Raw genomic sequence first — 24,947 nt, 5'->3', positions numbered from 1 at the left:
CCCCCGCCGCCACCCCTGGCGAATCAGGCGACGCTGTAGCCGCCGTCGACGGGCAGCACCACGCCGGTGACGAAGCCGGCCTCCGGTCGCACCATGTTCACGATCCACCAGGCGACTTCTTCGGGCCGCCCTGGGCGTCCGAGGGGCACCCGGCCGAGGTTCTTGTGCATCTCGGCGGTGTCCGCCTCGCCGTAGTCGTTGTTGGCGAGCATCGGAGTGTTGATGGGACCCGGTGCGACGGCGACGACCCGGATGCCCCTGGGAGCCAGTTCGACCGCCCAGGTTCTGGTGAGGAAGTCCAGGGCGGCCTTGCTCGCGCCGTAGGAGGACATCGGGACCCAGCCGCGTTGCCCAACGGCGGTGCTGACGTTCACCACCGTGCCGTGCGCGGCTTCGAGCAGGGGGAGTGCCTGCTGGGTCAGGGCGATCGGCGCGATCAGATTGACGGCCAGGTGACGCTGCAACACCGTGGGGTCGATGCCGCCGATCGGTGTCTGGTCGACGACGCCGGCGTTGTTGATCAGGATGTCGAGGCCGCCGAACTCCCGGCCGACCGTGTCGATCACCTGGGCGGCGGCGCCAGGAGCGGTGATGTCGATCGGATACGGGCGGATCGTGTCCCGATCGCCCGCCGTCCCGGTCAGCCGGGCTTGGGTGCGGCCGACGGCGAGGACCCGGCAGCCCTGGTCCGCCAGGGCACGGGCGGTGGCCCGGCCGATGCCGCTGCCCGCGCCGGTGACGATGGCGGTCCGGTTGGCGAGGCCGCTGTTCGCAGGCGTCATGGTTCAGTTCTCCGACCAGTTCTCAGTACGGATATACGAGAGAGTCGTACATTACGACAATGTCGTACGGAGGTATAGTCGGATCGTGTCCGCTCTCCATCCCGATCTCGGCCAGATGTCCGTGGACAAGGTGCTGGCCGCGCTCGGTCATCCGATCCGGCTGGCGGCCGTGCGGATCCTCGCCGCCCAGGGCGAGACCTACTGCGGGGCGATCGACGTCGGCGCCGCCCCGTCGACGATGACCACGCATTGGCGGATCCTGCGGGAGAGCGGCGTGGTCTCCCAGCGCGTGCACGGTCGGCGGCACTACCTGCGGCTGCGTTACGACGACCTGGACGTGCTGTGCCCCGGCCTGCTTGAGGCCGTACTCGCTACCGCAGCACCCGGTCCAGGTGGTAGCGCATAGTGTCCCCCGCCTCGGCCGCGCTGAGCTGACCGCAGGCCAGTTCGATGGTCAGCGCGTCGGCCAGCGACCAGATGATCCGCGCCTCCCGCTCCGGATCCAGCCCGGCCGCCCGGCCCTGCGACTGGGCGATCCGCACCACGTAGGCGGCCAGCGCGCGCAGTTCGGCGTTGTCCTGGAAGAGCACGTCGGCGATCTCCACGTCCTCCATCGCCCGGCCGAGGAAGGCCACGTTGACCCGGATCGCCTGCCGGGTGTCCGCATCGTCGCCGAGCACCTCCTCCAGTGCGGCCCGCAGCAGCTGCTCCGGTGACCCGGCCAGCCCGGTCAGTCGGTCCGCGATCCGGGTCTCCATCCGCTGCCCGGCCAGCTTGAGCCCGTAGAGCAGCATCGCGTCCTTGGAGCGGAAGTAGTGCTGCACCCGACCGACCGACACGCCGGCCTCGGCGGCCACCTCGCGCACGCTCACCGCCTCCAGCCCGGCGCGGGCGGCCAGCCGCCACAGCGCCTCGGCGATCTGCGCCTTCTGCTCCTCGACATCGGTCCGTGCCACCGGTCCAGCCTACCAATACGCTCGTATTGAAGATCCACGCGGTCTGCCCTACAGTACGACCGTATTGACCCGAGGGAGGAGTGCACATGGCCAAGAGCGTCAGCGCGATCGACGGTGCCCAGGGCGTGATCGCGATCGTCGGGATCACCCTGGGCGCGGTGCCGCTGATCCGCTGGTTCATCGAGGGACAGCACAGCGGGCCGTTCCGGTGGATCTTCGGCGAGCAGACCGGGACCATGGGCTATGTGGTGCCGCTGCTGGTGATCGGGGTCGGGTTCGGGCTGATCGCGGTGCTGGAACGCCGCAAGCGCGCCTGAAAAACCGTTTGGCCGGGGTCCAATAATCGGACCTGATGACGCTGATCGAGGTACCGCCCGCCTTCGCCGCCCTGCACCAGCAACACGACGGGGCCGACGGCCTGGCGTGGATCGAAGCCCTGCCCGCGCTGGTCGCGGACTTCCTGGACCGCTGGGAACTGCGCCTGGACGGCGATCCCGCGCACGGTATGGCCTCGCTGGTGCTGCCGGTGCGCCAGGCCGACGACAGCCTGGCCGTGCTGAAGCTGCAGCGGGTCAACGAGGAGAACATCGGCGAACCCGTCGGGCTGCGCGGCTGGGACGGCGACGGCGTGGTGCGGCTGCTCAGGCACGACGAGCCCACCTGCACCATGCTGCTCGAACGCCTGGACGCCACCCGCCCGCTCACCGTCCTTCCCGACGACGAGCAGGCCCTGACCATCCTCACCGACCTGCTCGGCCGCCTGGTCGCCCTGCCAGCCCCGCCGGAACTGCGGCGGCTGGCCGACATCGCCGCGGCCATGGTCGCCGACACCCCGGCCGCGGCCGCCCAGCTGCCCGACCCGGCCGAGGCCGAACTGGTGCGCGGGTACGCGGCCGCGGTCGCCGAGGTGCTCGACGAGCCAGGCGACCGGCTGCTGCACTGGGACCTGCACTACGACAACGTGCTGGCCCCGCTGCCCGGAACCGACCGCGAACCCTGGCTCGCCATTGACCCCAAACCCCTGGCAGGCGACCCGGGATTCGACCTGCAACCCGCGCTGAGCAACCGCTGGGCCGACCTGGTGGCCACCGGTGACCCGCACCGCGCACTGCGCCGCCGCTTCGACCTGATGACCGAACGACTCGGCCTGGACCGGGAGCGGGCCACCCGCTGGACGCTGGGCCGGGTGCTGCAGAACTGCCTGTGGGACATCGAGGACGGCAAGCTCCGGATCGACCCGGAACAGCGCACCATCGCCGAAGCGTTGACCCAATACCCGACCTGACCCACTCGACCCGATCGTGGCTGGCGTGCCACCCCGGCACAGCGCAGGCTCGGACCAGACCCACCCACCGAGCCCCGAACGGACCCCCATGCCAGAGCGCGACCCGGCCATCGTCTTCACCGAACACGGCGGCCCCGAGGTGCTGCACCCCACCGAGATCGACCGGCCCGAACCAGGCCCCGGCCAGGTCCGGCTGCGGGTGAAGGCCGCGGGCGTCAACCCCTTCGACAGCAAGGTGCGCAGCGGCGCCTTCCCCGGCCTGCCCGCCGCCTTCCCCGCCGTGCCCGGCTCCGACGTGGCCGGGGTGATCGACGCCCTCGGCCCTGACGTCACCGAGTTCGCCGTTGGCGATGAGGTGCTCGGCTCGGCCGCCACCGGCAGCTACGCCACCTACACCCTGGCCAGCCCGGCCAAACTCACCCGCAAACCCGCCGAACTCGACTGGGCCACCGCCGCCGGCCTGCCCGTGGTGGCCACCACCGCCTACCGGGTGCTCGCCCTGGTCGGCGCGCAACCGGGGGAGACGGTACTCATCGACGGCGCGGCGGGCGGGGTCGGCACCCTCACCGTGCAGCTGGCCAGGCACCAGGGCCTGATCGTGATCGGCACCGCGGGCGAGGCCAACCACGACTACCTGCGCGAACTCGGCGCGATCCCGGTCAGCTACGGCCCCGGCCTGGTGACCAGGGTCAAGGACATCGCCCCGCTGGGCGTGGACGCGGCCATCGACCTCTCCGGCCGCGGCGGCCTGCCCGCCCTGCTCACCCTGACCGGCGGCCCCGAGCGGGTGGTCACCATCGCCGACGGCCAGGCCGCCGACTTCGGCGTCCGGGCCAGCTACGGCGGCCCCGCCGAGGAGGTCCCCGAGGCCCTGGCCGACGCGGTCGCCCTGGTCGCCGAGGGCAAGATCACCCTGCCGATCGCCCGCACCTACCCACTCAAGGACGCCGCCGCCGCGCACCGGGACAGCGACAGCGGCCACGTCCGCGGCAAGCTCGTCCTGCTGACGGACTGACAAATCAGGTTGCCGACCCCGGGCGCCGCCGACACGCTGCACGCATGACTGCCGCCCGGGTCGAACTGCTGCTCAAGCAGCTCGACATCGCCTGGTCCCTGTTCGAGCACCACCTGACCGACCTGGATGACGCCGCCTGCCGGTGGGAACCCGCCCCCGGCAGCTGGTCCGTCCGCCCGGACCAGACCGGAACCTGGCACGCCGACTGGTCCGAACCCGAACCCAGTCCCGCCCCACCCACCACCATCGGCTGGCTCACCTGGCACATCGGCTTCTGGTGGACCACCACCCACGGCCACCTCTTCGCCAACGGCGCCCCGGCCCGCGCGGAGATCACCTGGCCCGGCACCGCCGAGTCCACCATCGCCTGGCTCCGCGGGCTCAAGGAGGACTGGCGGGCCAGCCTGCTCCCGCTCACCGACGCCGACCTGGACTCAAAGGAGCGCACCGCCACCCTGCCCTGGGGCCCGGACTTCACCCTGGTCGACATCGCCGGCTGGGTCACCGTCGAACTGACCAAGAACGTCGCCGAGATCGGCCAGCTCCGCCACCTGCACCAAGCCCACACCGGAGGCCTGACACCGTGACCCTGCCCGCGGAACTCCAGCACCGCCTCGACCTGGCGCACAGCCACCTGGTGCTCGAGGACATCGATCCCGCCGCGGCCGTCCACCTGGCCTGCGACCTCCTGGTCGCCGGCCAGGACGGCCCCGCCACCAAGATCCTCGCGGGGCACTCCGCCCGCACCCTCACCGCCGTGGACGCCCAGCCCCTGCTGGCGGACTTCTTCACCGAACTCGCCCACCCCGCCCCCGACCCGCGCCAGGCCGCCCGGCTGGTGACCACCGACCTGGCCGCGAAGCTGGCCGCGGGCACCCTGGACGCCAACCCCGGCGCGCACCGCCTGCTCGGCGCCATGGCCGAGACCGGCGACGAGCCCGGGGTGCGGGAGCTGATCGGCCTGCTCGACCGCCTGGCCGATCAGCAAGGCCGGCCCGACGAGCAACTCCAGGCCGAGTTCCGCCGCTTCGCCGCCACCCTCGCAACCTGACGTACCCCGGCACGTACACCCGTACGTCGAAACGCGTATCGCACCCGAGATCCACAACGGACGCCAACCCGCCCCGGACTCCCTACCGTTCTGGACACAACACACGCAGAACACCCAGGGGGACCCCATGAACCGCGCCCGACTCGCCGGCACGATCTCGATCACCTACGTCTGGGTCGCGATGATCGCCTGCGGCGGCGTGCTGGTGGAAACCGCGCTGCTCTACCCCAACATCTTCCGCGACCCACCGACCTCCCTCGCCGAGTCGATGGCCTTCTTCCAGGTCGTCGGCCCCGGCCACATCTTCCGCCCGCTCGGCATGGCCACCACGCTCACCGCGGTGCTCGCGGCGATCACCCTGTGGCGGCGCCCGCGAGCCCGCTGGTGGTTCGTGGCCAGCCTGATCACCTTGCTGGCAGGGGAGTTCGTGTTCTCCGCGCTGTACTTCTGGCCGCGCAACACGATCATGTTCACCGAGGGCCTTGCCGTGCACTCGGCGGAGTTCCTGCGCCAGACCGCCGACGAGTTCGTCTTCGGCCACTACTTCCGGATCGCTTTCACCATCGTCACCGCCGCCCTGGCCTTCACCGGCCTGCTCCGCTTCCAGCGTGGCCGGGACGTGGCGTGAGCACCCGCTCTGGTCCACAGTGGACGCCATGCTGACCCGCCGCCCGCTGCTGACCGACGCGGCCCTGGCGGTGCTGGTGGTGATCGCGGTCAGCGCGCCGATCATCGCCAACATCGGCCGCACCGGCCAGCCCAGCCCGCTCGCCTTCGTCTTCGTCGGCGTGCTGGCCGGACTGATGTTCCTGCGCCGCCGCTACCCGGTGCTGATCATGCTGCTCAGCACGGCCACGCTGATCGGCTACTACATCCTGGAACTGCCGCCGATCGGCCTGGCCGTGCCACTGGCCGCCCCGCTGTACTCCGCCGCCGAACAGGGCCGCACCCGCGCCGCCATCGGCGTGGCCGCCGCGGTCATGGTGATCTCCACAGTGGCCCGGCTCGGCGAGGGCGACGACCCGGCCTACGTGCTGGGCCTGGACTTCGGCGGCTGGATCGCCCTGTTCGCCGCGGTGATCGCCCTGGGCGACGCGGTCCGCTCCCGCCGCGGCTGGCGCGCCGAACTGGCCAAACAGGCCCACGCCGCCGAGTTGGAACGCGAACGTGAGGCCGCCGCCCGGGTTGAGCAGGAACGACTGCGGATCGCCCGCGACCTGCACGACCTGCTCGCGCACACCGTCGCGGTGATCTCCCTGCACACCGACGTGGCCAGGGAAACCCTGCGCGAGGACCCCGACCGGGCCGAACGCTCACTCACCGCCGTCCGCACCGCCTGCAGCGAGGTCGTCCACGAACTCCGCGCCACCCTGGGTGCCTTGCGCGCGGGGGAGTCCGACCCGGACGCCCCGGTCCCCGGCCTGGCCAGGCTGCCCGAACTCACCGACTCCGCCACCACCGCGGGACTGACCGTGCGGGTACGCACCGAAGGTCCCGCGAGCCCCCTGCCCGCCCTGGCCGACGCCACCGCCTACCGCGTGGTCCAGGAAGCGCTGAGCAACATCCGCCGCCACGCCGCGGCCCGCACCGTGGAGATCACCCTGACCTACCGCCCCGAACACCTGCACCTGAGCATCCGAGACGACGGCCACGGCCCGTCGGCCACCGCGGACGGCGGCGGCTGGGGCATCATGGGCATGCGCGAGCGCCTGGCCCTGCTCGGCGGCGAGTTGCGCACCAGCGCGCCGGGCGGGGGAGGATTCCTGGTGGAGGCGCAGATCCCGATGCGAGGCAGGCCATGATCCGGGTAGTCCTGGTCGACGACCAGTACCTGGTCCGCGAGGGCCTGCGCGCGCTGCTGGACCGCGCCGAGGACATCACCGTGATCGGCGACGCCGACAGCGGCGACTCGGGCCTGTCCCTGGTCCGCCAGGAACGCCCCGACGTGGTCCTGATGGACATCCGCATGCCCGGCTCCGACGGCCTGACCGCCACCCGCAGGATCGTCGCCGACCCGGCCCTGCGCGAGGTCAAGGTCATCGTGCTGACCACCTTCGACACCGACGACCACCTCCTGGAAGCCGTCCGGGCGGGCGCCGCCGGGTTCCTGCTCAAGGACACCGGCCCGGACGAACTCCGCGCCGCGGTCCGCATCGTGGCCGGCGGCGACGCCCTGCTCTCCCCGGCCGTCACCCGCCGCGTCATGCAGGCCGCCGCCGCCAGCCCACCCCGCCCCGACCCCAACCGGCTGGCCACCCTGACCGACCGCGAACGCGAGGTCCTGGCCAAGGTCGGCGCGGGCTGCTCCAACGACGAGATGGCCGCCCTGCTGCACATCAGCCCGGCCACCGCCCGCACCCACGTGAGCAGGCTGCTCACGAAACTGCACGCCCGCGACCGGGCCCAGCTCGTGGTCCTGGCCTACGAAACCGGCCTGATCACCCCGGCGCCCAGTAGTCAGCAACACCTTCCCCCGCACCAACCCCGCCTCGCTGAGCCGATGCACCTCGGCCATCTCGGCCAATCCCCGCACCGCCCCGACCTCCACCGACACCACCCGCAACAACTCGGCCAGCTGCCCCCGATCCGGCCGCGCCACCACATGCCGCGCGTTCGGCGCGTCCACCACGGTCGCCGCCGACACCAACCGCCGCCCCAGCCCCGCCAGCCGAACCCCCTCCACCGCACTGACCGGCATGAGGTTCAACACCACATCCACCGGCGAATCCACCGGTGCCACGGTGTAGTCGACCACCTCATCGGCCCCCAACCGCCGCACCGCGTCCGCACTCCGCGCACTGGCCGTAGCGATCACATACGCCCCGGCCCGCTTGACCAACTGCACCACAAACCCCCCAATCCCACCCCCAGCCCCATTCACCAAAACCCGTTCCCCCGCAACAATCCCCGCCGCCGCAACAACCTGCCAAGCGGTCAATCCCGCCAACGGAACCCCCGCCGCCGACACCAGCTCGACCGCATCCGGAACCCGCACCACCCGATCCACCGGCGCGGCCACGAACTCCGCCGCAGCACCCCCATCCACCCACCCCGCGACCCGATCCCCAACCGAGAACTCCGCGACCCCATCCCCAAGCGCAGCGACAACTCCCGAGACATCCCAGCCCAAGGTGAACGGCAACGGCACCGGGAACAACTCCCGCAACGCCCCACTCCGCAACGCCACCTCGGTCGGATTGAACGAGGTCGCCACCACCGCCACCAGCACCTCACCCGGACCGGGCACCGGCATCGGCACCTCATCCACCCGGATCACCGACGCATCACCGTGCTCATGCACGCGCACACTCAACACACCCCGAACCTAGAAGCCCCACCCAAGACGAACAATGTGTGAAAAGCGCGCTCTCCTACGCGATCGTCTCCTACCCTGACTCGCGTGGACGTACTCAGCGACGTGATCACCGCCCTGCGCACCGGCACTCCCCGGTCAGCCCACGTGACCTGGCACGGCCAGTGGCACCAGCACTACCCCGAGGTCCCCGGCGCGATCGGCTTCCACGTGATCCTGGACGGCACCTGCCAACTCCAGTCACCCACACAGCTCACCCTGTCCACCGGCGACATCCTGTTCCTACCCCACAGCCCCGCCCACACCCTCGCCGCGCTCACCCCCGAACAGAGCCTGCCTCCAGCGGCCTACCTCGCGCCGCCGAGCACCACCGCTCCGCAAGCCACCTTCTCCAACACCGCCCCCGGCAGCCAGGCCCCCGCCCCACCGGAGACCACCGACCCCAGCCTTGCCAACCCGATCACCACTCTCGGCCGCCCCATGTTCACGCCACCGGAGACCACCGGCGCCAGCCTCTTTGCCCCCGCGCCACCACAGCTCGCCTCCGCCAACTCCGGCCGCACCACCAAGTCCCCGCCCCTCCCCAAACCCCTCCCCACCCACATCCGCGCCACCACCCCCGGCACCGGCCCCATCACCACCATCACCCTCTGCGGCGCCTACGAACTAACCCCCACCCAAACCCACCCCCTCCTCCCCACCCTCCCGCCGGCCATCCACCTCCCCGCCCACACCCAATCCCCAGAACTCACCGCCGCCCGCACCCTCCTCGCCCACGAACTCACCACCCCCACCCAAGGCACCACCGCCCTCATCCCCGCCCTACTCGACACCCTCCTGCTCTACCTGCTCCGCGCCACCCTCACCGCGACCACCACCCCCGGCTGGTCCGCCGCCCTACGCGACCCCGCGACCACCGCCGCCCTGCAAGCCATCCACCAGAACCCGGCCCACCCCTGGACCGTCGCGAAACTCGCCGCCGAGGCCGGACTCTCCCGCGCCCCCTTCGCCCGCCGCTTCACCACACTGGTCGGCCAGCCCCCACTGACCTACCTCACCTGGTGGCGAATGACGACGGCCGCCCGCCTGCTGCGCACCGGCACCGACCCACTGACCAGCATCGCCGCCCGGGTCGGCTACACCTCCGAGTTCGCCTTCGCCACCGCGTTCAAGCGCGCCTTCGGCACCCCGCCCGGCCGGTACCGCCGCGGCTAACCCTTGTGCCGCTGGTAATACCGGGCCACCCGGGCCCGGTTCCCGCAGCGCTGCGCCGAGCACCACCGCCGCCGCGGATGCGCGGGCAGGAACAGCAGCACGCAGTCCTCGCTCTCGCACTCGCGCACGCTCTCCACCGGCCCGGCGAACAACTCGGCCACCGCCTGCGCCAGTTCCGCGCCCACCCGCCGCTGCGCCGACCCCGCCCGCTCCGGCGTGGCCACCACCCCGTCGTCCCAGCTCAACGCCAGGAACACCGGCGCGGCCCGCTGCAGCTCGGTCAACCCGGCCAGCACCGACTCCGGCGGCCGCGTCCCCTGACGCAGCGCGGTCAGCCCGCTCGCGGCCAGCTCCCGCACCGCCAGCACCACCGCGCGCACCGACTCGGCCTCCGCCGGGACCGTCAGCCGGTCGGCCTGGATGGCCAGCCATTCGCGCAGACCCGCCGGTGTCGCCAGCAGATCCGTCGGCCCGGTCGGCAGCACCGGACGGGTGTTGAGCAGGTCCAATGCCAGCTGCTCGCCGGTCAGCGGGAAGTCCACCATGCCCCTAATGCTACCGCACCCACTTGACCCATTAGGTCTCGACCGGCTATGACTAATGCATCCAACCGCTTGAAAGGCATGTGACATGACCGCGCTGACCCTGCCCCGGATCGCCCACCGCCACGTCGAGGTGGACGGGCTGCGGATCTTCTACCGCGAGGCCGGACCGGCCGACGCCCCGACCTTGCTGCTGCTGCACGGCTTCCCGACCAGCTCGCACCAGTTCCGCCGCCTGTTCGAGTCCCTGGGCAGCGACTACCACCTGATCGCCCCTGACCTGCCCGGCTTCGGCCACAGCGACACCCCCGACCCGGCGGAGTTCAGCTACACCTTCGACCACCTCGCCGAGGTGATCACCGGCTTCGTCGACGTCCTCGACCTGCGCAGCTACGCCCTCTACGTCTTCGACTACGGCGCCCCGGTCGGCTTCCGCCTGGCCCAGGCCCGCCCCGAGCGGGTCACCGGCCTGATCGTGCAGAACGGCAACGCCTACCAGGAGGGCATCTCCGAGCTGTTCCAGCAGCTCCTCGACCTGCGCCCCGGCCAGCCCGGCGCGGAGGAGATCATTCGCCGCGAACTCACCAGGGCCGGCCTGGACTTCCAGTACCTCACCGGTGTGCGGAACCCGGAACTGGTCGACCCGGACAGCTCCGCGCTGGACCTGCGCCTGCTCGACCTCCCGCTCAACCAGCGCGTCCAGCTCGCACTGACCTTCGACTACCACCACAACCTGACCCGCTACCCGGACTGGCAGCAGTGGCTGCGCACGCACACCCCGCCCACCCTGATCACCTGGGGCCGCCACGACCCGTTCTTCACCGAGGCAGGCGCCCGCGCCTACCTGCGCGACCTGCCCGAGGCCCAGTTCCACCTGTTCGAGACCGGCCACTTCGCCCTGGAGGAGCACCTCCAGGAGATCGCCACCCTGATCGCGGAGTTCCTGGACAAGCTCGCCGCCGGCTGAGCCGGGCTTGCGCTGGAGCGTGCTCCAGCCCCTAGCGTCGAGTCATGACCACCGCCCAGCACAAGATCGGCTCGGGGTTCGACGCGACCAGCACGGCCACCGAAGTCCTCGCCGGTATCGATCTCTCCGGCAAGTTCGCCCTGGTCACCGGCGGCTACTCGGGCATCGGACTGGAAACCACCAGGGCCCTGACCGCGGCCGGCGCCCAGGTGCTGGTCCCGGCCCGCCGTCCGGACACCGCCAGGGCGGCGCTGGCCGGGATCCCCGCTGTCGAGGTCGGTGAGGTCGATCTCGCCGACCTCGACAGCGTGCGCGCCTTCGCCGAGCGCTTCCTGGCCACCGGCCGCGGCCTGGACATCGTGATCACCAACGCCGGCCTGATGGCCGCACCGCAGACCACGGTCGGCCCCGGCTGGGAGACCATGTTCGCCACCAACCACCTCGGCCACTTCGCCCTGATCAACCGGCTCTGGCCGGCGGTGCGGCCGGGCGCGCGGATCGTCTCGGTCTCCTCCCGCGGCCACTTCTACAGCGGCATCCGCTGGCACGACCCGCACTTCGAGCAGGGCTACGAGAAGTGGGCCGCCTACGGCCAGTCCAAAACCGCGAATTCGCTGCTGGCGATCCACCTGGACGCCCTGGCCAAGGACCGCGGCATCCGCGCCTTCGCCCTGCACCCCGGCCTGATCCAGACCCCGCTGATCCGCCACCTCAGCCGGGATGAGCTGCGCGCGCACCCGGCCACCGACGAGGACGGCAACTTCATCGGCGCGGTCAAGACCATCGAGCAGGGTGCGGCCACCCAGGTCTGGGCCGCGACCGCGCCCCGGCTGGACGGCCTCGGCGGGGTCTACCTGGAGGACTGCGAGATCGCCGGACCCGCCCCGGCCGACGGCACCCGGGTGGGCGTGCGCGACTACGCGATCGACCCGGTCCAGGCCGCCCGGCTGTGGACGCTCTCCGCCGAACTCACCGGCGTGAACGCCTTCGCCTGATCCACTCCCAACCCACTCACCTGCATGAATGGCGTGGACAACGCGAGCATTGCGCTGTCCACGCCATCTACGTACACTCATACGTATAGCAAGCCAGGGGATGGGGGCTAGGATGCAGTCGTGCCGAACAAGACGATCTACGTGTCCGGTGAGGATCTGGAGCTGTTCCAGCGAGCGCAGGCACTCGCCGGGGGCAGTCTGTCCGCCGCGATCGTGGCCGCCCTGCGGCGGTACGTAGACATCGAAGAGGGCCGGGCCGCGGGCTTCGACGAGATCGTGGTCAAGGTCGGACCCGGGGTCGGCCGCAAGGTGCGCTTCTCCGGGGTGCTGCTCGGGGAGTGGGGTGCGGCCTCCGATCAGCGGATGGAGGTCTACCGCGTCTACCGCTCCCGCACCGGCAAGTTCGCGCTGCACGTGGACCGCTCGCCGGACTGGACCTCGAACTGGACGCCGGCCGACCCGGCCGGGGCGAGTTCGACCGCGGGCGGCTGGCGCGGCCTGATCGGCATGGGCCAGAACCAGAGCTGGACCAGCTTCCTCGGCCTCGGCGACCAGACCTGGGGTTTCGCCGAGGGTGAGGCCACCCTCGAGGTGGTCGAGACCGTGGAGCAGCTGCGGGAGAAGATCCCGGCGGAGCTGTACAAGCTGATCGCCCGCGCCGCCGAGCACCCGCCGGTCGAGGACCTCGACATCTGATCCGCTGTCGCACCGGCGGTTTTCGCACCCGGCCGTGAGCACGGCCGATAAACCAGGTTTCTTCGCGCTGCCCTGAGTTCGCCGTGTCCGCACTGGCGACGCCGGTTCAGCGCACCCATCGACATTCGCAAACGGAAACGAAATGGGTTCATCATGAGCATCCCGACCGGCCGGTCGGCGATCACCGCCACCGGTCTGCGCAAGTCCTACGGCGACCACCTCGTGCTCGACGGCCTGGACCTCGACGTCGCCGAGGGCACCATCTACGCCCTGCTCGGCCCGAACGGGGCAGGCAAGACCACCGCGGTCCGCATCCTGTCCACCCTGATCAGCCCGGACGGCGGGAGGCTGCGGGTGGCCGGGCACGACGTGGTCACCGAGGCGGCCAAGGTGCGCACCGCGATCGGCGTCACCGGACAGTTCTCCGCGGTGGACAACCTGCTCACCGGCCGGGAGAACCTCCAGCTCATGGCCGACCTCAACCACCTCGCCCCGGCCGCGGGCCGTTGCCGCGCCGCCGCGTTGCTGGAGCTGTTCGACCTGGTCAAGGCCGGGGACAAGATCGCGGCGGGCTACTCCGGCGGTATGCGCAGGCGCCTGGACCTGGCCATGACCCTGGTCGGCTCACCACGGGTGATCTTCCTCGACGAGCCCACCACCGGCCTGGACCCGCGCAGCAGGCACACCATGTGGCAGATCATCAGGGACCTGGTCGCCGACCAGGGCGTGACCCTGCTGCTGACCACCCAGTACCTGGACGAGGCCGACCAGCTCGCTGACCGGATCGGCGTGCTCGACCACGGCAGGCTGGTCGCCGAGGGCACCGCGGACGAGCTGAAACGCCGCATCCCCGGTGGCTTCGTCCGGCTCCAGTTCCCCACCAGCGAGGAGCTGGCCGCGGCCGCGCGGATCTTCCCGGCCGGCAGCGGCGATCCGGACGAACGCACCCTGCAGATCCCCAGCGACGGCAGCGTGACCGAGCTGCGCGCGGTGCTGGACCGCCTGGACGGCCACTCGATCGAGGTCGACCGGCTCACCGTGCACACCCCCGACCTGGACGACGTCTTCTTCGCCCTCACCGGCCACCCGGCCGAGGCTGACAAGGAACTGGCCCGATGAGCACCCTGACCTACGCCGCGCGCGACTCGATCACCATGCTGCGCCGCGATCTCCGGCACGCCCAGCGCTACCCGCTGATGACGGTCAGCTCGATCATGATGCCGCTGCTGATGATGCTGTTGTTCGTCTTCGTCTTCGGCAACGCGATGTCCCCGGTCGCCCGCACCGGCAACTACCTGGACTACCTGACGCCGGGCATCATCGTGATGGCCATCGGCAGCGCCAGCGGCAGTGCGGTGGCGATCAAGGTGTGCATGGACATGCAGGAGGGCATCATCGCCCGCTTCCGCACCATGTCGATCAGTCGCGGCTCGGTGCTCAGCGGCCAGGTGCTGGGCAGCCTGATCCGCACCCTGGTCAGCGTCGCCCTAATCATCGTGCTGGCCGTGCTGATGGGCTTCCGGCCGACCGCGGGCGTGGGGGAGTGGCTGGCCGTGCTCGGCCTGGTGTCCCTGGTGATCATCGCCTTCACCTGGCTCGCGGTGGCCATCGGCCTGGCCACCAAGACCGTGGGCGGCGCCAACACCGCGGCCTTCCCGCTCCAGTTCCTGCCGTTCCTCAGCAGTGCGTTCATCCCGACCGCGGCCATGTCCGACGGGGTGGCGCTGGTCGCCCAGTACCAGCCGTTCACCCCGATCATCGACACCCTGCGCGGCCTGCTGACCGGCACGCCGATCGGCACCAGCTGGATCTTCGCCATCGGCTGGTGCCTACTCCTGACCGCCATCGGCTACTTCTGCGCGCTCCGTCGCTACAACGCTGATACGTCACAATAACGTTTAGTCGCACCAACGCAACGCAAACCAAAGTCAACCTGACCGACCAGCTCAACCCAGCCCTGGTTGACCTCCGATAATGTTCACTTATCGGAGGTCAACCAGGGCTTTCGTCTGCATCGCCCAAATCCCCGACATCCGGTTTCGTTTCGTGTCGTTACGTGTGCTCGCGACGTAAACAACGCTACGATTCCCCGGTGAACGTCGAAGTGACCCGTGAGGCCGGAATATGCAACTACCCGGGCTGTAGCCGCCCGATCGCCCGCACCGGCGGCCCAGGACGCCCCTCGGAGTACTGCGACCTGCCCGAACACACCCGCTGGCGGGCCTGGCGAGAACGTCAACGCCAGCAACAGGGCGAAGAAGCTGCGGAATCCATCGTCACCGTGACGAAACAGGCTGGACCCGTTACCGCGGCCCGGCTACGCGCTGACGAGCTTCTGACCCAGTTCCGCACCCTGGCCGGCCAGCTCAACCAGACCCTCAACTCCGCGGTCACCGAACTGTCCACCCTGGCCGACCCCAGCGCCGCCGAGGCTCAGATGCAGGCGGTCCAGGCCGACGCCGCCCGCCGGATCGCCGAGGCCGAGTCCACCGCGCTCGCCGCCGACTCTGCCCGCCGCGAAGCCGAGGCCGCCCGCGCCCAGGCCGAAGCCGCCGCCGATGACGCGGCCGGTGCCGCCGAGTCCGCCGAGCAGGAGGCGATCACCGCCCTGGCCGCCCGCGACCACGCCGAGGCGCAGGCCCAGACCGCCACCCGTCAGGCCACCGAAGAAGTCCTCGCCGCCCGCAACGAGGCCGAGGTCCTCATCCAGGGCATCCGCCGGGACACCGCCGCGGAGATCGAGCGCGCCCGCGAGGAATCGGTGGCCCAGGCCGAACAGGCCCGCCGCCAGGCCGCCAAGGACGTCGAACAAGCCCAGCGCGACGCCGCCGCCTCCATCGACCAGGTACAACGCGATGCCGCGGCCGCGGTGGAACGCGCCCAGCGCGAGGCCACCAACACCATCGCCCAGATCAAACAGGAAGCCGCCACCGCCACCCAGCACGCCGAACGCACCGCCCAGATCCAGATCACCAAGGCCGAGCAGGCCCGCACCGAGGCCATCACCCGAGCCGACCGCGCCGACCAGTCCGCCAAGGACGCCCGCGAGGAACTCGACCACACCCGAGCCGAACTCCGCGCCCTGCGCGAAACCCACACCAGGGACCTGGCCGCCGCGGTCGAATCCGCCCGCACCACCGCCGAGGAACGCCTGGCTGCCCTGGACGAGGCCCGCGCCCAAACCCTGGCCCGCGCCGAACGCGCCGAACGCCAATTGGACCAACTCATGGCCAAGTGACTCGCCGTCAGGCCCGGTCCACCTCGCCACCGAGTGGCACTTCCTGCCGTCGTGCCTGGTAGGCATGGGCGAGGTGGTCCTGGCAGCGGGCATGACGGAACTGGTAGGCCGACCCCGCCTGCCGCAGCACACCCCGCTGACGCGCGTCGGCCAGGAAGGCGGGCAACGACCAGGGCAGCCTGCCGGTCAGCGGCAGCCACACCCGGGACAGCGCCAGCCACTGACCCCAGGCGGTCGCACTGAGCACATAGCCGAACGCCGCGCTGAGACCGGTGCTGGTGCCCACCGCCAGCGCGAAGGGCAGGTTCCAGAGGACGCCGATCCCGAACTCGGCCGCGGGTGCCCGGATGAGTGCGACGAGAGCTCCGGTGCCGAACCCCATCACCAGCAGGAACACCGGGACCACGACGAGCAGCCGGATGGTCTCGTGCTCCCGGCTGGTCCGGAGCAGGGAGGTCGGGCTGAGGGCGGCCTTGGTATCCAGCGGGGTTTCCAGCCAGGCCGTGACCAGGGCGGTGGCCGCGGCGGCGAGCCCGTACAGCGGCACATAGACGATCGCGTCCACGATCAGGACACCGAACGGCTCGAAAGTGCCCAGGACCAGCGCGGTCTGGATCTGACGCACGCAGGCGGACGCCACACCGAAGAGCAGCCCGAGCACCAGTGCCCACCGCACGCGCCGGCAGAGCTGCACACGCGGCAGACCGGCCGCCCCACGCAGTCGCATCCGCACCCTGGCCGGTTCCAGCGCGCCGGGGGCGAGCCACAGCACTCCCCAGTGCACGACACTGAAGGCTGTCCCGGTCAACAGACCCTGCAACAGCCCGTTGGCCAGCCCGCGCACGCTCCCGGACCCCAGGGTGTCCACGACCGCCACCATCAGCCCGGTCGCCAGACCGGACACCAGCCCGACCACCAGTACCCGGATCCAGCGGCGCAGGCTGCCGCCGAGTTGCCACCACTGGAGGTCGGGTTTGCCAAGCCGGTTCAGGTGCCAGGCGAGATAACCCAGCCAGCGTTCGGCCAGCTCAGGGTCCCAGCGCCGGTGGCCGGGCTCCGGCGGACGCTGGTAGGCGGCGGTGGTGAACGCGCCGATGAGGTAGGTCTCGATGGCCGCGCGGGAACCGAACCGGCCACGGTCCAGCAGTTCGGCCGGGTCCTTGCCGGGCACGTCGCTGTAGACACCCCGGGCCATCGCGACCATCAACGGGGTGCTCAGCACCGCGGCCAGCTCCGTTCCCGCCGCGCTCCGGGGGCTGTCGTGCAATTCGTGCAGGACCGCAGCCCATCCGCCGTCCGCACGAGCGATGCGTGACAGGTAGTCGGTCAGATCCGCCGGGGTCAGATCGGCCAGCTCGACCACGGCCGCGGCGGAGAGCACCCGGGCATTGGCCACCGCCGCCACGTACTGCTCGGTGCGGCCGGTGAGCAGCAGCGGCATCGCGGTGGCGTTCAGCTCGGCCAGCGCGGTGGCGTGCAGACCGTGCGCGATCTCGTCGAACCCGTCCAGCACCGGCAGCACCCGGCGGTCCCTGACCAGCTCGACGGCCGCGGACCGCCCGGCGGCCAGTACCGGGTAGTCGTTGCGCAACCGGCTGACCAGCCAGCTCTCCAGCGTGATCGCGGTCGGATCCCAGGCGGCCAGACTGAAGATGACCGGCACGGCCTCGGCGCCGGTGCGCTCCGCCAGCAGATCCAGCACGAACCGCAGGGTCAGGATTGTCTTGCCGGACCCAGGTTTGCCCAGCACCACCAGCCGCCCGGACGGCACCCGCTGGTAGACCTCCACGACCTTGTCCAGCCCGCCGTCCAGGGCCAACGGCTCGGCGGCGGCCCCGGCAGGCAGACAGCGGATGGTGGCCCAGTGGTCGGCCGGCACCTCATCCGCGCGCCGCCACCGGACCGGCAGCGGAAACGGCACCGAGATCCGCAGCCGCTCTTCCTCCGCCCGCCACTGGGCCCGCACCGCACGGGCCAGGTCCTCGGCGGCCGCCACCAGCGGGTCGGCAGGCGCGCCGACCGTCAGGTGGATGTGCTGGCCACCGTGCACCACCCCGATCTGCGTCACCTGGGACGCGGTCTTCGTGGTGATCTCGTTGTGCACCCGGTCCGGCTCTGACCTCGCCATCAAGCGATTCCCCCTCAGGCTCGCTCGGCTCCATCCTCCCGCCCGCAGCACTGAGGCAGCTTGGGCCGTTCAGGCGACTCGCCATTTACTGTTATGCCAATTGACACAGCAGCAAAGACCGAACTACGGTTTCCCCATGGATGAGGCCAGGGGAAGGGGACGACCCCGCAAAGATCCGGCCGCGCTGGCCCGGTGGACGCCACCCGAAGGCTGGTCGCGGCTGGTCGCCTGGATCTCCCCGGCGGAGAAGAAGGCGCTCAAGCACGTCGCCGTCGAGGCGGACACCTCGGTGGCGGACCTGGTGCGGGCGCTGGCCGCCGGGCTGGTCGGCGGGGTCATCACCTATGAGGAACTGATCGGGCAAGTCTCGAAGGGAAAGCAGGTCATGGAGAAGATCCCCACGCTCTTCGAGCGGGACGAACGATTCCGGGTGGTGGACCGGCCGCGGGCGGAGTGCGCGTGGGTCTTCGACGGCGCGGGCGTCGGCACCGAGAAGCTCGACGGCACCAACGTCCGGCTCACCGTGCGGGCAGGCAGGCTGGTCCGGGTGGAGAAGCGGCGCAACCCGAGCAAGGAGCAAAGGAAACTCGGCATCGTCGACGGCTGGTACGTCGACACCAGCGAGGACTCGGCCGAGGACAAGTGGATCCACACCGCGGCCGACAACACCGACGTCTCCGGCTGGCCCGACGGCGAGCACCCGTGCGAGGCACTCGGCCCCCGGGTCCAGGGCAATCCCCTCGCCCTGGCGGAGCACCTGTGCGTGCCGTTCAACCTCCAGGCGCCGACGATCTCGGAGGTGCCGCGTGACTTCGAGCAGCTCCGGGAGTTCCTGGCGACGCTGGACAGCAGGTTCGCCCCGGGACAGCTCGCCGAGGGCATCGTTTTCCACCACCCGGACGGTCGCCGGGCCAAGATCAAGCGCAAGGACTTCGGGCTCGGCGCGAAGTAGGGGTCCGGGTTTACCCGAACCGCCAACGGCGCAGGTCAACGCGACCTAGCATCCGGCCATGATGCTTCGACGGGTATTACGCGCGCTCACGGCCGCCGCGCTGGCCGTCCCGCTCGCCCTCACCGGTGTCACCGGGACGGCCTCGGCGGAGACCCCCGGACGGCAGCTTTTGTTCTTCAACCACGGTTACGGGGTGCTCGACCGGGAGACCGCTGACGCGATCGAGCACTCCGCGTACATGAAGGAGTTCGCCAACTTCAGTGTGCGCACCACCACCGGCGCCGGTGGGCAGAAGTGGACCGGGCGCTACCTGATGGGCCGGGAGACCTACGTCGAACTGTTCGGCGTGGGTGACCTGCCGGGCGAGGACGGCAAGCTCGGCGCCACCGGTTTCGGTGTCTCCCCCGAGCACGCGGGCGACCTCAAGACGGTCCGCCAGCGCCTGATCGACCAGGGCGGCAAGCCGGTGGACTTCCTGCAGACCATTGACTGGGGCGACGGCAAGCCGGTGCCGTGGTTCGACGCCATCTTCACCAGCGCCGAGAAGTACGAGTCCTTGAACGCCTGGGGCATGGAGTACCGGGAGGAGTTCCTCAGCGATCCGCGCGCCAAGATCGGACCGCCCGCCTACCCCGGTGACGTCAGCCGGGACCGCTACCTCTCGGAGAAGTACCGCGACTTCCTGATGCGAGACGTCTCCGCCATCCACCTCGCCATCACCGCGCGGGACCTCAACGTCACGCTGCCGCTGCTCAAGAACGGCGGCTTCGTGGTCGTGCCGACTCCCAGCGGGGTGCTGGTGACCCGCGGTGGCACCACGATGCGCCTGGACGCCGTGCCGCCGGCCGAGATCGGCCTGCGCAGCATCGACTTCACCCTGAACCGGCCCCTGGGCACGCGGCAGGAGCACCGGCTCGGCAACTCGACCCTCACCGTCGGCCCCGGCGCCCGCGCTTTCTGGACCTTCCAGCGGTGATCCGTCGTCACTGAGGTGACCGGGGTGGTGGCGGCGCTGGCCAGGGGTGCGGCGGTGGTCCTGCCCAACCCGTACCCGCTGACCTCGGTGGTGGCCGCCACCACCGCCGAGGCGGTCAACGCCGCCAAGGGCCGCCCCGCCGGCCAGGCGGTGGCGTTGTGGCTGGTCGGGGACGGGCCGTGGGCGGAACTGGCCGCGGCCCTCGACCTCGACTCCCGCGGCCTCGCCCTGGCCAGGCACCTCCTGGTCGAGGAGCGGGTGACGGCGCTGCTCCCGATCACCCCGGCCGCGCCGCGCTGGGTCCTGGACGCGGCGCGGGAGGGGTTCGTGCTGGTCTTCGGCTCCTGCTGGGCACCGCTGCGGCCGCTGCTCACCCAGCCACTGCGGGTGAGCAGCGCCAACCGCACCGGCCACGCACCGGTGGCCGACCCGGCGAGTGCGCGAGCGGAGTTCCCGCCGGAAGTACACGTCCTGGACGCCGGAGACGGCCACCCCAGCTGGGGCAGACGCGCCACCACCACCCTGCGGCTCACCCGGGCCGGGATCGAACACGTCCGGCCCGGGGCGCAGTGCCACGCCCGCGGTGGACCGGCCGCCTACCTGGCACACCTGCGGATCAGCTGAGCTTGCCGCAGAAGACCAGGTTGACCAGCTTCTCCTGCGCCTGCTGGAAGACCGCCGACGGGTCGGCCGCGGAGTCCCCTGCCGTCAGCGATGCCTCCATGGTCCGGCTGCCGTCGGGCGTGCTGTAGAGCAGCGTGCCGGAGCCGATGACACCACCGTTGTGGTACAGCAGGGTGCCGCCGCAGCTCGGGCCCGCTTCCAGCACCCGCAGGCCGAGGCCGAAGCCGCTCTTGGGGTGCGGGGTGCGCATCTGGGTCAGCAGCGGGGCCGGGAGCAGCCTGCCGCCCAGCAGTCCGGCGAAGAAGGTGCGCAGGTCCCTGGTGGTGGAGATCATGTCACCGGCGCTGGAGATCCAGGACGGGTTCTGCCGGGTGACGTCGATCAGCTGCCACTGCCCGGCGTCCTGGTAGCGGTAGTAGCTGTGCGCGTGCGGTCCGGTGATCTCCGGTGCGGCGCCCGGGGACACGGTGTCGCGCAGGCCGAGCGGGCGCAGGATGCGTCGCTGGAGTTCCTCGGCGAATGGGCGGCCGGTGACCTGTTCGACCAGCAGCCGGGCGGCCACGTAGTTGGTGTTGGCGTAGTTCCAGTCCGTGCCGGGGGCGAACCGCGGCGGCTTGGCCAGTGCGTAGCGGAGCAGCTCGGCGGGCTGGTAGGTGTGGAAGCGCAGGTCCACCCATTCCTTGCCCTGCCAGGGGATTCCCGGTACGACCGTGCCGTCGGGGTAGTACTCGCCGGTGTGGTTGAACAGTCCGCTGGTGTGCGCCAGCAGCATCCGCACGGTGATCCGCCGGTCCAGGGCGAACTGCGGCAGGTAGTCCGCGGCCGGGGAGTCCAGGCCGACCTTGCCCTCGGCCACCAGTTGCAGCACCAGGGTGGCGGTGAAGACCTTGGTGTTGCTGCCGATCCGGAACCGCCCGTTGGTCGGCGGCTTCCCTGGCTCGCCGAGCTTGCGCAGTCCGGCGCTGCCGACCCAGTCGCCGCGCTGGTCGTGCACCCGCAGCTGCACCCCGCCGAAACCGGCGTCCACCAGGGATTCGATGGCCTGCTGCAGCTCGGGGCGGTGCGGCTGGCCCGCGGCCGCCGGCAACGCACTGCCGACGGCCGCTCCGGCCAGCAGGGTGACGGCCAGCGCGGTGGCCCCCACCCGCCGGGAGATCCGGGAGTTGATGTTGTGTGTCATGCGCTTCAGGATTGGGCTTGACCCAAGGTCAAGGTCAAGCGCGGCCGGTCAGTAGGCCACGGTGAACCGGCCCCGGTGCCGCGGCTGCTCGGCCTCGTCCAGCAGTGCCACCGCGAAGTCCTCCATGGAGATCGCGGACTCGCCCTGCTCGTTGATCAGCAGGTCGTCCTTGCCGACCCGGTAGCGGCCGGTGCGCACCCCGGGCTCCAGCAGCATCGGCGGGCTCAGGTAGGTCCAGTCCACCCCGGTGCTCGCCTCGGCCACGGCGTGCTGGTCCTTGCAGGCCAACGCGATCGGCCGCAGGTGGGTGGGGAACTCGGCGGTGTCGACCAGCAGTTCGCCGGTGGCCACCCGCAGGCTGGCCGAGCCGCCGACCAGCAGCAGCCGGACACCGCGCTCGCGCAGGCCGGTGAACAGGGCTTCGGTGACCTGGACCAGTTCGGGTTCCCTGCCTGGTCGCGGGCGGGTCGCGGTGATCACCAGGTCCGTCTCGGCGGCCAGGGCGGCGATCGCGGCCGGGTCGGTGGCGTCGGCGGCGCGGTGGGTGGCGCCGGGGTGCAGGTCCGGGAAGCGGGCGGCCGAGCGGGCCACCGCGGTGACCTGGTGGCCGCGGGTGACGGCCTCGGCGACAACGCGGCTGCCGGTGGCTCCGGTGGCGCCGAACACGGTGATACGCAAGGGAGATCAGCTCCTGACGAGAGTGCGGGAGGGGAGTTGGGCGGTGACCACCGCGGCCAGTACGACCAGGCCGCCGAGGCCCTGGACCGGGGTGAGTTGCTGGCCGAGCACGAGCCAGCCGAGCAGGGTGGCCACCAGTGGGCTGAGCAGGCCGAGGAAGGTGACCTCGGTGGGGGAGAGGGCGTGGATGCCGCGGAACCACAGCGCGTAGGCGATGGCCGAGCCGATGATGGCCAGGTAGGCGTAGCCGAGCAGGTTGGGCCCGGTCAGCACCGCGGGCGGTGGGCCCTCCACGAACAGGGTGACCGGGACCAGCAGCAGTCCGCCGAAGGCCAGTTGCCAGCCGGTGACCGCGAGCATCGGGGCGTCGGCCCGCCAGCGCTTGCTCAGCACCACGCCCAGGGCCATCACCACCGCGCCGCCGAGTGCGGCCGCGATGCCGACCCCGTCCAGGTGGGCGTCGGCGCGCAGTACCAGCAGGCTGACCCCGGCGAACCCGGCCAGCCCGGCGACCAGGGTCCGGGTGGTGAGCTTCTGGCCGAGCAGTCCGGCGGCGAAACCGGCCACCAGCAGCGGCTGGATCGCGCCCAGGGTGGCCGCGACACCCCCGGGCAGCCGGTAGGCGGCGATGAACAGCATCGCGTTGAACACGCCGATGTTGAGCGCGCCCAGGATCGCCGCCCGCCACCACCACTGGCCGCGCGGTAATCGCCGGGTGATCAGGATGAGCAGCAAACCCGCTGGCAGGGCGCGGAGCACCGAGGCCAGCAGTGGTCGGTCGGGTGGCAGTAGTTCGGTGGTGACGAGGTAGGTGGATCCCCAGACTGCGGGGGCGAGTGCGGTGGCCAGCACGACCCCCAGGCGATTGCTTAGCACTAAGACAATGTATCTCATCGCTAAGACATCTAGGATGGAGATGTGACAGATCACGTCGACCGCGTGCTCGCCCAGTGGGCCGCCCAGCGTCCTGACCTCGATGTCTCACCCATGGCCGTGCTCGGCAGACTGGCCAGGGCGAACCGGCTCACCGGCGCCTCGATGGACAAGACCTTCGCCGCGCACGGCCTGGACCGCCCCTCCTTCGACGTGCTGGCCACCCTGCGCCGCAACAACCCGCCGCACCGGCTCACCCCGGCCGAGCTGATGCGCTCCTCGATGGTCACCTCCGGCGCCATCACCCAGCGCCTGGACCGCCTGCAGTCCCGCGGCCTGATCACCCGCGAACCCAGCCCCACCGACGGCCGGGTGGTGCACGTCCAGCTCACCCCTGAGGGCAAGGCGCTGATCGACCAGGCCCTGCCCGATCACCTCGCCACCGAGGAATACCTGCTCGCCGCGCTCACCCCGGCGCAGCGCACCGATCTCGCCGCCATCCTGCGCACCCTGCTGATCTCCTTGGGGGACAGTGTGTTCTGACAGCCTCGAACAGGAAGGACGGCGAACCGACGTTCGGACGCCGGCTCGCCGCCCGCCTGCTCGCCGAGGGGCGACCGGCGCGGGTGCTGGCGCCGCCGTCGGAGACAGCGGGCTGGCCGCCGGGCACGGAGATCGTGGTGGGCGATGTCGCACGGCCAGGGGAAACTCCGGCCGCCTTCGCCGGGATCGAGCGGCTGTTCCTGGCCGGGGCACTCCCGGCAACGGTCCGGGAGGCGGTCACGCTGGCCAGGGCGGGCGGGGTGGCGCGGATCGCGGTGCTGTCCTCGCACGGGCCCGACATGGAGATCGAGTTCGAGCCGGAGTCGTGGTACTGGCTGGCGATCGAGGTGGTGGTGGAACGCAGCGGGGCGTGGTGGACCCACCTGCAACCCTCGCCGATCATGAACCAGACCCTGCGGGCGGGCTATCCGCGTTCCCGCGCCAGCCTGGCGGCGGCGATCCGCGCGGGCGAGGTCATCCGCGAGCCGTACCCGGACAGCGCGGTTCCCTTCATCGACGAGGACGACCTGGCCGCGATCGCGGTGGCGGCACTGTTCGAGGACGGGCACGCCGGTCAGACGCTGACGGTGCACGGCGAGCCGATCAGCCTGCGCGAGCAGCTCCGGCTGATCGGACAGGCACTCGGCCGGGACATCCCCTTCGCGGAACAGACCCCGGAGCAGGCCGCCGAGCACGCCCGGCGGCAGGGGATGGCCGAGCAGGAGATCGAACAGTGGCTGGCCGCCAAGGCGACGTGGGCGGCGACCCTGGACGACCCGGACTACCGCCGCTGGCTCGACCTCGGGATCACCACCGTCACCCGCGTGCTCGGCCGCCCACCACGAAGCTATGCCGACTGGCTGGCCGACCAGGTCGAGGTCTTCGGCTCAGGCCGGCCTGCCAACCGTGGCGGCCGCCGGGTCGAGGCGGCAGGCTGA

At 71.2% G+C, this 24,947-nt stretch carries 27 protein-coding genes and 2 pseudogenes; 21 read left to right on the top strand and 8 right to left on the bottom strand.

Annotated elements, in window-relative coordinates; genetic code table 11:
- Positions 1-23: 23 nt before the first annotated feature.
- Complete coding sequence (locus HNR67_RS27250) at positions 24-782, bottom strand: SDR family NAD(P)-dependent oxidoreductase (RefSeq protein WP_185005058.1); 759 nt, start codon at positions 780-782, stop codon at positions 24-26.
- Positions 783-867: 85 nt separating this feature from the next.
- On the opposite strand from HNR67_RS27250, the gene HNR67_RS27245 reads away from it, so the two are divergent.
- Positions 868-1,188 (top strand): ArsR/SmtB family transcription factor, encoded by a 321-nt coding sequence (locus HNR67_RS27245; protein WP_185005057.1) that lies wholly within the window; start codon positions 868-870, stop codon positions 1,186-1,188.
- On the opposite strand, the gene HNR67_RS27240 is transcribed toward HNR67_RS27245, so the two are convergent.
- Positions 1,154-1,738: a TetR/AcrR family transcriptional regulator gene (locus tag HNR67_RS27240; protein ID WP_185005056.1), complete on the bottom strand. Its 585-nt coding sequence runs from the start codon at positions 1,736-1,738 to the stop codon at positions 1,154-1,156. The genes HNR67_RS27245 and HNR67_RS27240 overlap by 35 nt on opposite strands.
- Before the next feature lie 86 nt (positions 1,739-1,824).
- Between HNR67_RS27240 and HNR67_RS27235 the strand changes: the two genes are divergently transcribed.
- From HNR67_RS27235 to HNR67_RS27200, 8 genes and pseudogenes are all read left to right on the top strand, one after another.
- Positions 1,825-2,055, top strand: coding sequence for a hypothetical protein (locus tag HNR67_RS27235; RefSeq protein ID WP_185005055.1), 231 nt, complete (start codon positions 1,825-1,827; stop codon positions 2,053-2,055).
- Between the two features lie 35 nt (positions 2,056-2,090).
- Positions 2,091-3,023 (top strand): aminoglycoside phosphotransferase family protein, encoded by a 933-nt coding sequence (locus HNR67_RS27230; protein WP_185005054.1) that lies wholly within the window; start codon positions 2,091-2,093, stop codon positions 3,021-3,023.
- Between the two features lie 88 nt (positions 3,024-3,111).
- Entirely contained in the window at positions 3,112-4,038 is a 927-nt protein-coding gene (locus HNR67_RS27225) for an NADP-dependent oxidoreductase (protein WP_185005052.1), read from the top strand.
- Positions 4,039-4,082: 44 nt separating this feature from the next.
- On the top strand, positions 4,083-4,625 hold the full coding sequence (locus HNR67_RS27220; RefSeq protein ID WP_185005051.1) for a DinB family protein: 543 nt from the start codon (positions 4,083-4,085) through the stop codon (positions 4,623-4,625).
- Entirely contained in the window at positions 4,622-5,089 is a 468-nt protein-coding gene (locus tag HNR67_RS27215) for a hypothetical protein (protein WP_185005050.1), read from the top strand. Before HNR67_RS27220 ends, HNR67_RS27215 begins: the two co-directional genes overlap by 4 nt.
- 127 nt (positions 5,090-5,216) lie before the next feature.
- Complete coding sequence (locus tag HNR67_RS27210; RefSeq protein ID WP_185005049.1) at positions 5,217-5,717, top strand: DUF1772 domain-containing protein; 501 nt, start codon at positions 5,217-5,219, stop codon at positions 5,715-5,717.
- A complete protein-coding gene (locus tag HNR67_RS27205) occupies positions 5,698-6,891 on the top strand; it encodes a sensor histidine kinase (protein WP_185005048.1) in 1,194 nt (397 codons plus the stop codon). Before HNR67_RS27210 ends, HNR67_RS27205 begins: the two co-directional genes overlap by 20 nt.
- A pseudogene (locus tag HNR67_RS27200) lies at positions 6,888-7,535 on the top strand (response regulator transcription factor); the annotation flags it as partial. The gene HNR67_RS27205 and the pseudogene HNR67_RS27200, both read left to right, overlap by 4 nt.
- 594 nt (positions 7,536-8,129) lie before the next feature.
- Here HNR67_RS27200 and HNR67_RS44930 read toward each other — a convergent pair.
- A pseudogene (locus HNR67_RS44930) lies at positions 8,130-8,342 on the bottom strand (alcohol dehydrogenase catalytic domain-containing protein); the annotation flags it as partial.
- Positions 8,343-8,489: 147 nt separating this feature from the next.
- On the opposite strand from HNR67_RS44930, the gene HNR67_RS27190 reads away from it, so the two are divergent.
- Positions 8,490-9,617: an AraC family transcriptional regulator gene (locus HNR67_RS27190; RefSeq protein WP_185005045.1), complete on the top strand. Its 1,128-nt coding sequence runs from the start codon at positions 8,490-8,492 to the stop codon at positions 9,615-9,617.
- Here the strand turns inward: HNR67_RS27190 and HNR67_RS27185 are convergent.
- Complete coding sequence (locus tag HNR67_RS27185) at positions 9,614-10,162, bottom strand: CGNR zinc finger domain-containing protein (RefSeq protein ID WP_185005043.1); 549 nt, start codon at positions 10,160-10,162, stop codon at positions 9,614-9,616. The genes HNR67_RS27190 and HNR67_RS27185 overlap by 4 nt on opposite strands.
- An 85-nt stretch (positions 10,163-10,247) precedes the next feature.
- Here HNR67_RS27185 and HNR67_RS27180 point away from each other — a divergent pair, with 85 nt between their 5' ends.
- The 6 genes from HNR67_RS27180 (at position 10,248) to HNR67_RS27155 (ending at position 16,055) form a co-directional block, all read left to right on the top strand.
- Positions 10,248-11,126, top strand: a complete 879-nt coding sequence (locus tag HNR67_RS27180; protein WP_185005042.1) for an alpha/beta fold hydrolase — start codon at positions 10,248-10,250, stop codon at positions 11,124-11,126.
- A gap of 44 nt (positions 11,127-11,170) precedes the next feature.
- Positions 11,171-12,121 carry an SDR family NAD(P)-dependent oxidoreductase gene (locus HNR67_RS27175; protein ID WP_185005041.1) on the top strand — a complete coding sequence of 317 codons (951 nt, stop codon included), beginning with the start codon at positions 11,171-11,173 and terminating at the stop codon, positions 12,119-12,121.
- Positions 12,122-12,241: 120 nt separating this feature from the next.
- Positions 12,242-12,817: an EXLDI protein gene (locus HNR67_RS27170; RefSeq protein WP_185005039.1), complete on the top strand. Its 576-nt coding sequence runs from the start codon at positions 12,242-12,244 to the stop codon at positions 12,815-12,817.
- Positions 12,818-12,970: 153 nt separating this feature from the next.
- A complete protein-coding gene (locus HNR67_RS27165) occupies positions 12,971-13,936 on the top strand; it encodes an ATP-binding cassette domain-containing protein (protein WP_185005038.1) in 966 nt (321 codons plus the stop codon).
- Positions 13,933-14,712 carry an ABC transporter permease gene (locus HNR67_RS27160; RefSeq protein ID WP_185005036.1) on the top strand — a complete coding sequence of 260 codons (780 nt, stop codon included), beginning with the start codon at positions 13,933-13,935 and terminating at the stop codon, positions 14,710-14,712. Before HNR67_RS27165 ends, HNR67_RS27160 begins: the two co-directional genes overlap by 4 nt.
- A gap of 197 nt (positions 14,713-14,909) precedes the next feature.
- The gene (locus HNR67_RS27155; protein ID WP_246492605.1) at positions 14,910-16,055 is read left to right on the top strand and encodes a coiled-coil domain-containing protein; all 1,146 of its coding nucleotides are present in this window, start codon (positions 14,910-14,912) and stop codon (positions 16,053-16,055) included.
- A 7-nt stretch (positions 16,056-16,062) separates the two neighbouring features.
- Here HNR67_RS27155 and HNR67_RS27150 read toward each other — a convergent pair whose 3' ends face one another.
- Positions 16,063-18,183, bottom strand: coding sequence for an NACHT domain-containing protein (locus HNR67_RS27150; protein ID WP_185005035.1), 2,121 nt, complete (start codon positions 18,181-18,183; stop codon positions 16,063-16,065).
- Positions 18,184-18,319: 136 nt separating this feature from the next.
- Here HNR67_RS27150 and HNR67_RS27145 point away from each other — a divergent pair, with 136 nt between their 5' ends.
- The 3 genes from HNR67_RS27145 to HNR67_RS27135 are packed head-to-tail and all read left to right on the top strand — an operon-like array spanning position 18,320 to position 20,735.
- Positions 18,320-19,135, top strand: coding sequence for an RNA ligase family protein (locus HNR67_RS27145; RefSeq protein WP_185005034.1), 816 nt, complete (start codon positions 18,320-18,322; stop codon positions 19,133-19,135).
- Between the two features lie 58 nt (positions 19,136-19,193).
- Positions 19,194-20,111 (top strand): DUF5829 family protein, encoded by a 918-nt coding sequence (locus HNR67_RS27140; protein ID WP_221490067.1) that lies wholly within the window; start codon positions 19,194-19,196, stop codon positions 20,109-20,111.
- Positions 20,112-20,126: 15 nt separating this feature from the next.
- Positions 20,127-20,735 (top strand): hypothetical protein, encoded by a 609-nt coding sequence (locus tag HNR67_RS27135; RefSeq protein ID WP_185005033.1) that lies wholly within the window; start codon positions 20,127-20,129, stop codon positions 20,733-20,735.
- Here HNR67_RS27135 and HNR67_RS27130 read toward each other — a convergent pair.
- The 3 genes from HNR67_RS27130 to HNR67_RS27120 are packed head-to-tail and all read right to left on the bottom strand — an operon-like array spanning position 20,728 to position 23,469.
- Entirely contained in the window at positions 20,728-21,915 is a 1,188-nt protein-coding gene (locus tag HNR67_RS27130; RefSeq protein WP_185005032.1) for a serine hydrolase domain-containing protein, read from the bottom strand. The two genes, HNR67_RS27135 and HNR67_RS27130, sit on opposite strands and share 8 nt — an antisense overlap.
- Positions 21,916-21,963: 48 nt before the next feature.
- Positions 21,964-22,593, bottom strand: a complete 630-nt coding sequence (locus HNR67_RS27125) for an NAD(P)-dependent oxidoreductase (protein ID WP_185005031.1) — start codon at positions 22,591-22,593, stop codon at positions 21,964-21,966.
- A gap of 6 nt (positions 22,594-22,599) precedes the next feature.
- On the bottom strand, positions 22,600-23,469 hold the full coding sequence (locus HNR67_RS27120) for an EamA family transporter (protein ID WP_185005030.1): 870 nt from the start codon (positions 23,467-23,469) through the stop codon (positions 22,600-22,602).
- 42 nt (positions 23,470-23,511) lie between these two features.
- Here HNR67_RS27120 and HNR67_RS27115 point away from each other — a divergent pair, with 42 nt between their 5' ends.
- Positions 23,512-24,009 carry a MarR family winged helix-turn-helix transcriptional regulator gene (locus tag HNR67_RS27115; RefSeq protein ID WP_185005029.1) on the top strand — a complete coding sequence of 166 codons (498 nt, stop codon included), beginning with the start codon at positions 23,512-23,514 and terminating at the stop codon, positions 24,007-24,009.
- Positions 23,916-24,947, top strand: coding sequence for an NAD(P)H-binding protein (locus tag HNR67_RS27110; protein ID WP_185011159.1), 1,032 nt, complete (start codon positions 23,916-23,918; stop codon positions 24,945-24,947). The genes HNR67_RS27115 and HNR67_RS27110 overlap by 94 nt, the downstream gene beginning before the upstream one ends.

The organism is Crossiella cryophila, assembly GCF_014204915.1.
GTDB lineage: Bacteria > Actinomycetota > Actinomycetes > Mycobacteriales > Pseudonocardiaceae > Crossiella > Crossiella cryophila.
The sequence above is the reverse complement of the archived record's forward strand: the minus strand, read 5'-3'. Positions and strand labels throughout refer to the sequence as shown.